Origin of the sequence: Pantoea sp. DY-5 (assembly GCF_019795955.1) — a bacterium.
Lineage (GTDB): Bacteria > Pseudomonadota > Gammaproteobacteria > Enterobacterales > Enterobacteriaceae > Pantoea > Pantoea leporis.
The window spans coordinates 1709860-1720642 of the sequence record NZ_JAIMIE010000001.1 but is presented as its reverse complement, the minus strand read 5'-3'; the positions used below and the strand labels follow the sequence as shown (position 1 = coordinate 1720642).

Sequence of the window (10783 nt, the reverse complement as noted above, 5' to 3'; positions counted from 1 at the left end):
TAAGCGCAGCGATGCGTTGAGCTAACCGGTACTAATGACCCGTGAGGCTTAACCTTACAACGCCAGAGGCGTTTTGGTCTGAGAGACCGGATTTTCAGCTTGTTTTACGGATTAAAGATTTAGCGGAGGCGAATGACATTCGTTTTTGCGCAAAGAATTTGCCTGGCGGCTTTAGCGCGGTGGTCCCACCTGACCCCATGCCGAACTCAGAAGTGAAACGCCGTAGCGCCGATGGTAGTGTGGGGTCTCCCCATGCGAGAGTAGGGAACTGCCAGGCATCAATTTAAGACCCGTTACCGGGTCGTGACCTTCCCCGTGACGCGGGAAGGGCGAAACACCTGAAATCAGAACGATTGTCTGATATCAGTACAGAATCGGTGGAGCGGTAGTTCAGTTGGTTAGAATACCTGCCTGTCACGCAGGGGGTCGCGGGTTCGAGCCCCGTCCGTTCCGCCACTCAATTGATAAGCCCTGACTGAAAAGTCAGGGCTTTTTCATGTCTACAATTTATACAATTTAGTCATTATTGTTGATGAAAAATCAAAATTCTTCTGCTTATAAGCGGATTTTTCAGCAACAATAAACCTGCCAGAATAGTTCCCATCGAAACATAACGCTATACGATGAGGAAATCATGACAATCCCCGCCTTTGGTTTAGGTACTTTCCGTCTACAAGACGACGTTGTAATCCATTCAGTTAAAACGGCTTTGGAACTTGGCTATCGCACAATTGATACTGCGCAAATCTATGAAAATGAAGCGGCTGTGGGTCAGGCGATCGTTGAGAGTGGCGTAGCACGTGGCGACTTGTTCGTTACCACTAAAATTTGGATCGAGAATCTTTCGGCTGAGAAGTTGATTCCCAGCTTGAAAGAGAGCCTGGCAAAGCTGCGCACCGATTATGTCGATCTCACCTTGATCCACTGGCCTTCTCCGGGATCTGCAGTATCGGTGAAAGAGAGCATGTTGGCATTGATGACAGCCAAAGAAGCAGGCCTGACGCGTCAAATTGGTATCTCAAACTTTCCAATTGCCTTGATGCAAGAGGCGATTGACGCAGTTGGCGTGGAAAATATTGCGACTAACCAGATTGAGCTGCATCCTTTTCTGCAGAATCGTCAGGTGGTTGATTTCGCAGAGAAGAATGGTCTTCACATCACTTCTTACATGACGTTGGCTTATGGAGAAGCGCTGAAGGATGAGGTAATTAATACCATTGCACAGAAGCACAAAGCTACTCCGGCACAAGTTGTTCTGGCATGGGCGATGAAGTTAGGTTACGCGGTGATCCCGTCATCAACCAAACGTGAAAACCTGGCGAGCAACATGACAGCGGTTGATCTGCAGATAGACGATCAAGATATGGCAAATATTGCCGCGCTGGATCGTCAGCAGCGCTTAGTGAGTCCTGAAGGTCTGGCACCAGACTGGGATTAATCACTGCTTCCCTTTTCAGCCCTGCACTCGCCAGGGCTGATCTTTAACCCATTCACTTAGAAAATCGATAAACGCCCTGACGCGTTGGCTAACTCCCAAGTCACTGTAATAGACTGCATTAAAAGGCATCTCAACTGGAACGCGCTGTTCAGCAAGCAGTTCAATAAAAGTGCCATCCGCTATCTCTTTATCCACCATAAAATCTGATAAACAAGCGATACCTTGATCGCCTAGCACTAGCTGTTTGAGCGTTTCGCCGCTATTAGATGACATACCCGGCGTGATGTCATAAAGATCGCCACCTTCATCTGCAACAGGCCAGCGATTTAAGCGTGGCGTTTCTACGAAGCCAAGGCATTGATGCTGCGCTAAATCAGCTGCCGCTACTGGTACGCCATATTTCGCCAAATAAGCCGGTGTGGCGACTAATTTGCGATAGCTAATAAAGAGCAGACGAGCGCGCAACGTGGAATCCGTCAAATTGCCGGCGCGAATCGCCACATCGACTTTGCGTTCGATGAGGTTAATAAAGCTCTCCGACGAGATGAGCGATAGCGTGACATCTGGATAGCGCTCACGAAACGGTTTAATCATCGGCAGCAATAGATGCAGAATCACGGGTGTAGCAGCATCAATACGCAGTACGCCTTGAGGCGCCAGCTGACGCTCAATCAACTCGCTCTCGGCGGTTGACATCTCCTGCATCAACTTTTGCACGCGACGAAAGTAATGCTCGCCTTCATGAGTGAGCGCTAGCTGACGCGTAGTACGCGTTAAGAGCGCGACACCCAGCTTATTCTCCAGCTTTTTAACCGTGCGACTCACCGCTGAATTAGCCATCTGCAACTGTTCTGCAGCGCGACTAAAGCTGCCGCTCTCCACTACAGCGATAAACACCTTAAGTTCATCTGACGACGCCTTCATTATCCCTCCAAAAGCAAAAGTCTATTCTCACTTTGCATATTTTTGTCATTAAAGCATGCGGCAATACTAACGCACATCAAAACCTTAATGGGAGTTAATCATGCCACTTGCACTTTGGGCGCTGACTATCAGCGCCTATGCCATCGGAACGACAGAATTTGTTATTGTCGGTCTGATCCCCACCATCGCTGAACAACTCAGTATTACGCTGCCTTCCGCTGGAATGCTGGTTTCTATTTATGCTCTGGGTGTTGCCGTTGGCGCACCGGTGTTAACTGCCTTGACCGGTAAGTTAGCGCGCAAGCAATTATTAATGGGATTGATGGTGCTCTTCACCGTTGGCAACCTGGTTGCCTGGCTGGCACCAAACTATGAAACGCTGGTCATTGCCCGGCTGCTTACCGGCCTGGCTCACGGTGTGTTCTTCTCTGTCGGCTCGACGATTGCGACCAGCCTGGTGAGTAAAGAGAAGGCGGCGAGTGCCATTGCCATTATGTTTGGTGGTTTAACCGTAGCATTGGTGACTGGCGTGCCGCTGGGCACGCTCATCGGGCAACACTTTGGCTGGCGTGAAAGTTTCCTGGCTGTGTCGTTGCTGGGTGTGATCGCTCTGGTAGCAAGCCAACTGCTTATTCCGCGTAACATTGCTCAACCACCGGCAACAACGCTGGCCCAGCAGGCACGGGTGATGATCAATCCACGTCTGCTGCTGATCTATGCGATTACTGCGCTGGGTTATGGAGGCGTATTTACTGCCTTCACCTTCCTTGCGCCAATGATGCAGTCGCTGGCTGGCTTTTCACCTACCGCAGTCAGCATGATTCTGCTGGGTTATGGTGTGTCGGTCGCCATCGGTAATATCTGGGGCGGCAAGCTGGCCGATCGCCGTGGCGCGGTCCCTGCTTTAACACTGATCTTTGTGGCGCTGGCCATTCTACTAATGGTGTTCCAGTTCACCGCCAGCATGCACTTTATGTCAGTGGCGACAGTATTAGTTATGGGCATCTTCGCCTTTGCCAACGTGCCGGGTTTGCAGGTTTACGTGGTGCAGAAAGCTGAACACTATGCGCCAGGCGCAGTAGATGTTGCATCAGGCCTTAATATTGCGGCCTTCAATATCGGTATCGCACTGGGTTCAACGGTAGGTGGTTATATTGTCGAAAATTATGGACTGGCGCAAACGCCGTGGGTCGGTGCGGTGATTGTGCTTGGCGCGCTGCTGCTGGTGCGATTGAGTGGTCAACTCGATAAACCTCAAACGGCGATAGCGATGGAATAACACGCCGAAAAGCCTGCCAACTGGCAGGCTTTTGCATTGGTATGCTGTGAGGCGAATTCCGACAATCAACAACACCAATTGAAACCCCGCGCTAAAATCCCTATAACAGTCAGGTGAAGTACGAGTCGTAAACCAGTCAGGCGGGAAAGTGCGGAAAAAAACTTATTCAATGCGTTATGTAGCAGGTCAGCCAGCAGAGCGGATATTTCCGCCGGGGGCAATGCTGCATCTTGGGCAGGCATTACCGCCTGGCGCACCTTTGCCAGCTGATCCCACACTGCGAGTTTTAGTTTGGAATATCTTCAAGCAACAGCGTGCAGACTGGATGTCGGTGCTCCAAGGTTTTGGCAAAGATGCCCACCTTGTTCTGCTGCAGGAGGCGCAGGCCACGCCTGAACTGGTCAAATTCGCCACCAGTAACTATCTCGCGGCCGATCAGGTGCCGGCCTTTGTCTTACCGCAACATCCTTCCGGCGTCATGACGTTGGCGTCTGCGCACCCTGTGTACTGTTGCCCACTACGGGAACGTGAGCCGCTGCTGCGTTTGGCCAAATCTGCGCTGGTCACGGCGTATCCATTACCCACGGGCGAAATGCTGATGGTGGTGAATATCCACGCGGTCAATTTCAGTCTCGGTGTCGATGTCTACAGCAAACAGTTGGGGCCGATTGGCGAACAGATTCAACATCATCGTGGGCCGGTGATCATGGCGGGGGATTTTAACGCCTGGAGCCGCCAGCGCATGAATGCGCTGTATCGCTTTGCGCGGGAGATGTCTTTGCGTGAGGTGAACTTCACCGATGACCATCGCCGAAAAGCCTTTGGGCGCCCTCTGGATTTCGTCTTCTACCGCGATATGAAGGTCAGTGAAGCTTCTGTGCTGGTGACGCGCGCATCAGACCACAATCCGCTGCTGGTTGAGTTCAACTCTCTTTACGGTATCGAGCGTTAAGCTAATACGCTCTAGCTCCCGCCTCGCAACCGTCACAACGTTCAGCTGAAAATAATAGTGCGAAGGGCAAGTCAGTGTCTGAACAGGCGATAGGCAGAATTTAATGCAAGCAGAAATGAAAAAGGCTGACAAAAGTCAGCCTTTTCGGGGCATTAGGTATCAGGTGTTGCGCTATTATTCACAAACAGCGTGAGCTTGTCGCCCGGCTGAATGTCTTTAGCGTCACTGTTCCAGCGCATAACGTCTTTGGTGTTCACACCGTGACGTTTAGCAATACTGGCAAAAGAATCACCCTTACGTACACGGTAGGTGATGCTGTTGCCGTTATCAGCCAATTGCGTGCTCGCTTTGCCGCTAACGGTCAGAGTCTGACCGGTACGAACTGAAGCGCTGCGCAGATTATTCTGCTGTTTCAGTGCACTGACACTTACGCCAAGCTTGCTGGCAATACCAGACAAGGTGTCGCCTTTGCGTACCGTGTAGCTGTTTCCTGCCGCACTGACTTTCGCCATCTCGGTAGGCTGCACGGAAGCGATATCACCGGAAGCCAGTGAATCGCGCAACTTAGCAACGTTGGACTTAGGCACCATAATGTAGTGCGGTCCATTTGGCGCAGTGGCGCCATTTTTATAACCGGCATTAAATGTCTTCAGCTTGCTGAGAGACATACCGGCCATATCGGCGGCCTGCGTCAGTTCAATCTGCTGTCCCACCTCTACGCGAGCTAAAGCACGGCTCTCGTTCGGGGTCGGCAGTTTGATACCGTAACGCTTGTTGTTCTTGAGAATCTCACTCAAGGCCAACATTTTAGGTACGTAAACCGTGGTCTCGCGGGGCAGCGATAAACTCCAGAAGTCAGTCGGCTTACCGCGTGCCTTATTCTGTTTCATCGCCTTCAGCACACGTCCTTCACCGCTGTTATAGGCGGCGATGGTCAGTAACCAGTCACCGTCAAACATACCGTTCAGACGCTGCATCATGTCCAGCGCTACCTTGGTCGAGGCCACCACATCGCGGCGTCCGTCGTACCATTGGTTCTGTTTCAAACCATAGTTTTTGCCCGTTTGTGCAACAATCTGCCAGATGCCGGCGGCATTCGCAGAAGATGTTGCGTGTGGGTCAAAAGCGCTCTCCACTATGGGTAGCAGTACCAGTTCCATCGGCATTTTACGTTTCTGTATCTGCTCGACTATCCAGTACATGTACGGCTCTGCCCGTAATGTTACATCGTGGAGATAGCTCTTATTTTTTAAAAATTTTGTTTTTTGTTCGCGGATCCGGCTGTTTTCCGGAATCCCCATCTTCAACTCGTCACTAATGTGATTCCAGAGATCAGTATCTTCTGCGAGGCTTGTTCCATCATCCTGCCATCGCGGCGACAACAATCGATCTCCGTACTTTCCATTTTCACCTTGACCAGCTGAAGACAGACTCTGGGCATGCTGTACGGGGATATTGGCGTCATTCCTTGATGCCTGACATCCTACCAGCAAGACCGAGGCGAGTAAGATCGCTTTAGCCTTCATGTGTGTGTCAATAGTTCGCTTAAAAGACGAGCAACTATACGTGACGGTCCACCACAACACAACCTCAAAAATCAAAAGCGGTCTTTCTTCTCGCGTAGATCGGCGAAAGTTTGCCATAACGCTGACGATGACACATTAGTGCCTAAAGCCCGTTGTAAATCAGCATCTTGTGTGCGTAAAAATAAATTTATTTCACGCTCTAAGGCCAGTTTTGTAGGTAAAGTAATGCGGTTTTCTGCGCGTAAGTCCTTAATTTGCTGATACCTTGCCAAAATTTTAGGGTCATGGGGCAGAATAGCCGCAGCAAACTTCATATTGGATAAAGTGTACTCATGCGCGCAGCAAACGAGAGTCTCTTCAGGTAGCTGGTTAAATTTTTGAAATGACTCGAACATTTGCTCTGCAGTGCCTTCAAATAAACGCCCGCAGCCGCCAGAAAACATCGTGTCACCACAGAAAAGATAAGGGGAGCTGAAATATGAGATATGTCCTAAAGTGTGACCGGGTGTTGCGATGACACGGAAATTTAGCCCAAGCAGAGTAAATTCATCACCTTCGGCCACAATACGCCTCGCCCCTTTATCTGCAGTTTCCTGTGGACCGAAAACCGCCAAATCGGGATAGTGCTGCAACAGTTCATCCACGCCGCCAACGTGGTCGTGATGATGATGCGTCAGCAAAATTGCCACGGGTTGCCAATGATTGGCCCTGATTTTATCCAGCACCGGCTGTGCTTCCCCGGGATCGACAATCAAACACCTATTGTCATCGTCCGTCAGTGTCCAGATGTAGTTATCCTGCAATGCGGGAATGCTGGTAAGATTCATAAACACCTCTCAGGTCGTAGAAAAAGGAAAATGGTAGAGCATGAAGCCGGCTAAAACACGCCAAATCCTGACTGCACCGCGCTCCTGGCGCGATATGCCAATGGGAGACTATTTTCGCGACGCACTCACTCAGCAACTGCAGCCTTATCTCGGCAAGCTGTATGGCTTTCATATGCTTAAAATCGGCAGCCTCAGCGCAGAAATCAACACCAGCCAGTGTGCCATATCGCATCAGGTGAATGTGGGCATTGAGGGCGATGAGTTGCAGGTTATCGCCAATAACACACAATTACCCTTTGAATCTAAATCAGTTGATGCCTGTTTAATGGCGCACACGCTGGCGTGGAGTCAGGATCCGCACCGCGTGCTGCGCGAAGTGGATCGGGTATTGATCGATGATGGCTGGATGATCATCAGCGGCTTTAATCCTTTCAGTCTATTAGGGATTAGCAAAGGCATTCCGGGTTTGCACTCGCGCGCGCCGTGGAGTGGACGGATGTTCAGCCAGGTGCGGCTGCTCGACTGGCTGGGCCTGCTGAATTATGAAGTGGTTTACCGCACCCGTTTTCAGGTGGTGCCGTGGCATCGGCAGGGCGGCAGAGTGATCAGCGCGCATTTGCCGGCACTCGGTTGTTTGAACATTGTGGTGGCACGCAAACGTACGTTCCCGTTAACGCCCACCAAAATGAAGAAGAATCTGAGTCAAAGCCAGCTACGGCAAACGGTTAACGTTACGCGCCAGTTTCGTGAAGTGAAGGATCAGGATTCAACCTGATAACCGATATCATCCTGGGTAGGATTTCCCGCCGCGCTGCGCGCCAGTTCGTCGCAGCGTTCGTTCTCCGGATGCCCCGCGTGGCCTTTTACCCATTCCCACTTAATTTCATGGTTGCTGAGCGCCAGATCGAGGCGTTTCCACAGATCGACATTTTTCACCGGTTTTTTATCGGCGGTTTTCCAGCCGCGCTTCTTCCAGTTGTGGATCCAACTGGTGATGCCCTGACGCACATATTGGCTATCAGTACTGATCACCACGTCACACGGCTGTTTTAACGCTTCGAGCGCCACAATAGCCGCCATCATTTCCATGCGATTGTTGGTGGTAAGGCGATAACCTGTACTGAACTCTTTTTCATGCGCGCCATAACGTAAAATGGCGCCATAACCGCCGGGACCGGGATTGCCCAGGCAAGATCCATCGGTGAATATTTCTACCTGTTTGCGCATCTCTGGTAGACTTCCTTCTGACAAAACGCCAAGTCTGACATAAAACGAGTCCTATGAGCACTGCAAATAACCGCCAGATCGTCCTCGATACTGAAACCACCGGCATGAACATGATCGGTGTGCATTATGAAGGACATCGCATCATTGAAATTGGTGCGGTTGAGGTGATCAACCGTCGCCTGACCGGCAACAACTTCCATATGTATCTGAAGCCCGATCGGCTGGTGGATCCGGAAGCGTTCGGCGTTCACGGTATCGCCGATGAATTCCTCGCCGATAAGCCGATGTTTGCGGATATCGCCGACGAATTCCTTGATTACATCCGAGGCGCAGAGCTGGTGATCCATAACGCATCGTTCGATATCGGCTTTATGGATTACGAGTTCGGCATGCTGAAGCGGGATATCGGCAAAACCGAAACCTTCTGCCAGATCACCGATAGCCTGGCGATGGCGCGTAAGATGTATCCCGGCAAGCGCAACAGCCTCGATGCGTTGTGCAACCGTTATGAAATAGACAACAGCAAGCGTACGCTGCACGGCGCACTGCTCGATGCCGAGATTCTGGCCGAAGTATTCCTGATGATGACCGGCGGTCAAACCTCGCTGGCATTTTCTCTGGACGGTGAGCAGAACAATCAGGGCGGCGGTGAGCATATTCAGCGCATTGTGCGTCCGAGTTCAGGCCTGCTCGTGGTCAGCGCCAGCGATGAAGAGATTGCTGCGCACGAAGGTCGTCTGGATTTGGTGCAGAAGAAGGGCGGCAGCTGCCTGTGGCGCGTGTAAAACGGCTGATTTCGCGTGCAAAATCGACGTTAAGCTGAAAAAAACGCCAAACGAAACATTTCCACAGAAAAAGCGTTGACGGGTGTGAAAGCTGCTATTAATATGCGCCTCGTTCTCGACGGGGAATAAAGCGCGGAGCGGTAGTTCAGTTGGTTAGAATACCTGCCTGTCACGCAGGGGGTCGCGGGTTCGAGCCCCGTCCGTTCCGCCAATCTATTTAAAGAAGCCGATGCAGAAATGCATCGGCTTTTTGCTTTTTCCAAATCCTACACATTTGCCGTAGGGTCGCCATTCATGGCGACCATTACCAACTTAATCCTTCTGTACCGCCACCGTCGCGCGATACGCCGCCACCGACTCTTCGCGGTCAGCGCGCGCCAGCCAGCGATAGCAGCCCGCACCCAACGCCACGCCAATAAACCAGCTAAAGTTCGCCACCGCATGCAGTGAAGGAATAAAGCTGATCACCAGACAAATGCCCACCGACGGCAGCAGCGCGGCAATCGCCTTCGGGTTGAAGCCGCCGCGATACCAGTAACGTCCTTTCGGTGTGTCATCAAACAGGTCATCCACGTAGACTTTGCTGCGTTTGATCAGATAGAAATCGGCCACCAGGATGCCAAACAGCGGCCCAATAAACGAGCCCAGCACATCCAGCGTGTAGTGAATCAGTTCTGGCGACTGGAACAGGTTCCACGGTGTCAGTAACACTGAACCGACCGCAGCAATCATGCCACCGGTGCGGAAGCTGATTTTTTGCGGTGAGCAGTTAGAGAAGTCGAATGCCGGCGAGACAAAGTTCGCCACGATATTAATGCCGATGGTAGCGATAATCATGGTCAGCAGGCCAATCGCCACCGCCACGTCGTTACCCACCATGCTGACAGTTTCAATCGGATCGGTGATCATTCTGCCGAACAGCGATTGCGTACCGGAGACAATCACCACGGTGACAATCGAGAACAGCAGGAAGTTGAACGGTAAGCCCCAGCGGTTGCCGCGACGAATTTCGCCCATGCTTTTGCCGTAACGCGAGAAGTCACCAAAATTCAGCAGCGGACCGGAGAAGTAGGATACCACCAGCGCGGTGGCGGTAATCATCTGCCAGGTTTGCTCGCCGGTGCTCAACTGCTTGCTGGCCAGCGTAAAGGAGATACCATCGAAACCGGTTTTGTATACAATCCAGCCCGCCAGCGCCACCATCACCACGTACACCGCCGGACCGGCGACATCAATAAAGCGTTTAATCGCGCTCATCCCGTGCCAGAACACCATCGCCTGCAGTAACCACATCACACCGAAACAGCACCAGCCCAACTGAGATAAGCCGAGCCAGCTGCTTTGCGTCATGCTGCTCAGGGTTGGGAAGAACTTCAGCAGCACCAGCATCAGCGCGTTAGCCGCCAGATAAGTCTGGATGCCGTACCACGCAAAAGCGATCAGCCCACGAATAATCGCTGGGATATTGGCACCGAACACGCCAAACGCCTGACGCGAAATCACCGCGTACGGTACGCCTGCCATCTGGCTCGGTTTGGCCACCAGATTGGCGCACAGCTGCACAATGCAGATGCCCACCAGCAAACACAGCAACACCTGCCAGCTCGCCAGCCCGAGGGTAAAGAAGCTGGCGGCCACCACGTAGCCGCCCATGCTGTGCACGTCCGACATCCAGAACGAAAAGATGTTGTACCACGACCAGTTCTGATCGCGCGTCGGCGCCAGATCGTCATTACACAGACGTGGACTGTATTGTGCGTTGGCTTCAGAGGCCACCGCAGAGGTCACTTCAGTATGTTTTGGCATGAAACCTGCTCCTCTCAAC

Annotated in this window: 9 protein-coding genes, 2 tRNA genes, 1 rRNA gene and 1 pseudogene; 8 read left to right on the top strand and 5 right to left on the bottom strand. The window is 51.9% G+C overall.

The window, feature by feature from the left end; genetic code table 11:
• The first annotated feature begins 161 nt into the window (after nt 1-161).
• The 3 genes from rrf (at nt 162) to dkgB (ending at nt 1438) form a co-directional block, all read left to right on the top strand.
• Nucleotides 162-277 (top strand): 5S ribosomal RNA (gene rrf, locus K5Y30_RS08225).
• A gap of 102 nt (nt 278-379) precedes the next feature.
• A tRNA-Asp gene (locus K5Y30_RS08220) sits at nt 380-456 on the top strand.
• Nucleotides 457-634: 178 nt separating this feature from the next.
• Complete coding sequence (dkgB, locus tag K5Y30_RS08215) at nt 635-1438, top strand: 2,5-didehydrogluconate reductase DkgB (protein ID WP_222210875.1); 804 nt, start codon at nt 635-637, stop codon at nt 1436-1438.
• A gap of 15 nt (nt 1439-1453) precedes the next feature.
• Here the strand turns inward: dkgB and yafC are convergent, their stop codons facing one another.
• Nucleotides 1454-2362: a DNA-binding transcriptional regulator YafC gene (gene yafC, locus K5Y30_RS08210; protein ID WP_176973087.1), complete on the bottom strand. Its 909-nt coding sequence runs from the start codon at nt 2360-2362 to the stop codon at nt 1454-1456.
• Between the two features lie 100 nt (nt 2363-2462).
• Between yafC and K5Y30_RS08205 the strand changes: the two genes are divergently transcribed.
• Nucleotides 2463-3641 (top strand): MFS transporter, encoded by a 1179-nt coding sequence (locus tag K5Y30_RS08205; protein ID WP_222210873.1) that lies wholly within the window; start codon nt 2463-2465, stop codon nt 3639-3641.
• A gap of 148 nt (nt 3642-3789) precedes the next feature.
• Nucleotides 3790-4593: an endonuclease/exonuclease/phosphatase family protein gene (locus K5Y30_RS08200; protein ID WP_008105211.1), complete on the top strand. Its 804-nt coding sequence runs from the start codon at nt 3790-3792 to the stop codon at nt 4591-4593.
• A 152-nt stretch (nt 4594-4745) separates the two neighbouring features.
• Here the strand turns inward: K5Y30_RS08200 and mltD are convergent, their stop codons facing one another.
• Entirely contained in the window at nt 4746-6119 is a 1374-nt protein-coding gene (gene mltD / locus K5Y30_RS08195; RefSeq protein WP_036620368.1) for a murein transglycosylase D, read from the bottom strand.
• Between the two features lie 71 nt (nt 6120-6190).
• Entirely contained in the window at nt 6191-6946 is a 756-nt protein-coding gene (gloB, locus tag K5Y30_RS08190) for a hydroxyacylglutathione hydrolase (protein ID WP_222210871.1), read from the bottom strand.
• Nucleotides 6947-6986: 40 nt separating this feature from the next.
• Between gloB and K5Y30_RS08185 the strand changes: the two genes are divergently transcribed.
• Nucleotides 6987-7721: a class I SAM-dependent methyltransferase gene (locus K5Y30_RS08185; protein WP_176973083.1), complete on the top strand. Its 735-nt coding sequence runs from the start codon at nt 6987-6989 to the stop codon at nt 7719-7721.
• Here the strand turns inward: K5Y30_RS08185 and rnhA are convergent.
• Nucleotides 7706-8273, bottom strand: a pseudogene (gene rnhA / locus K5Y30_RS08180) (ribonuclease HI). The gene K5Y30_RS08185 and the pseudogene rnhA overlap by 16 nt on opposite strands.
• Here rnhA and dnaQ point away from each other — a divergent pair.
• Both dnaQ and K5Y30_RS08170 read left to right on the top strand, forming a co-directional pair.
• Complete coding sequence (dnaQ, locus tag K5Y30_RS08175; RefSeq protein WP_222210870.1) at nt 8227-8958, top strand: DNA polymerase III subunit epsilon; 732 nt, start codon at nt 8227-8229, stop codon at nt 8956-8958. The pseudogene rnhA and the gene dnaQ sit on opposite strands and share 47 nt — an antisense overlap.
• A gap of 134 nt (nt 8959-9092) precedes the next feature.
• Nucleotides 9093-9169: transfer RNA gene (locus tag K5Y30_RS08170), tRNA-Asp, on the top strand.
• A 101-nt stretch (nt 9170-9270) separates the two neighbouring features.
• Here the strand turns inward: K5Y30_RS08170 and K5Y30_RS08165 are convergent.
• Entirely contained in the window at nt 9271-10764 is a 1494-nt protein-coding gene (locus tag K5Y30_RS08165; RefSeq protein WP_222210869.1) for an NCS1 family nucleobase:cation symporter-1, read from the bottom strand.
• Between the last annotated feature and the right edge of the window lie 19 nt (nt 10765-10783).

What these genes read in the sequence shown, in the direction of transcription:
- gloB (WP_222210871.1), bottom strand. Translation starts at nt 6,946, where the DNA reads ATGAATCTTACCAGCATTCCCGCATTGCAGGATAACTACATCTGGACA.
- K5Y30_RS08205 (WP_222210873.1), top strand. Translation starts at nt 2,463, where the DNA reads ATGCCACTTGCACTTTGGGCGCTGACTATCAGCGCCTATGCCATCGGA.
- K5Y30_RS08165 (WP_222210869.1), bottom strand. Translation starts at nt 10,764, where the DNA reads ATGCCAAAACATACTGAAGTGACCTCTGCGGTGGCCTCTGAAGCCAAC.
- mltD (WP_036620368.1), bottom strand. Translation starts at nt 6,119, where the DNA reads ATGAAGGCTAAAGCGATCTTACTCGCCTCGGTCTTGCTGGTAGGATGT.
- K5Y30_RS08185 (WP_176973083.1), top strand. Translation starts at nt 6,987, where the DNA reads ATGAAGCCGGCTAAAACACGCCAAATCCTGACTGCACCGCGCTCCTGG.
- yafC (WP_176973087.1), bottom strand. Translation starts at nt 2,362, where the DNA reads ATGAAGGCGTCGTCAGATGAACTTAAGGTGTTTATCGCTGTAGTGGAG.
- dkgB (WP_222210875.1), top strand. Translation starts at nt 635, where the DNA reads ATGACAATCCCCGCCTTTGGTTTAGGTACTTTCCGTCTACAAGACGAC.
- dnaQ (WP_222210870.1), top strand. Translation starts at nt 8,227, where the DNA reads ATGAGCACTGCAAATAACCGCCAGATCGTCCTCGATACTGAAACCACC.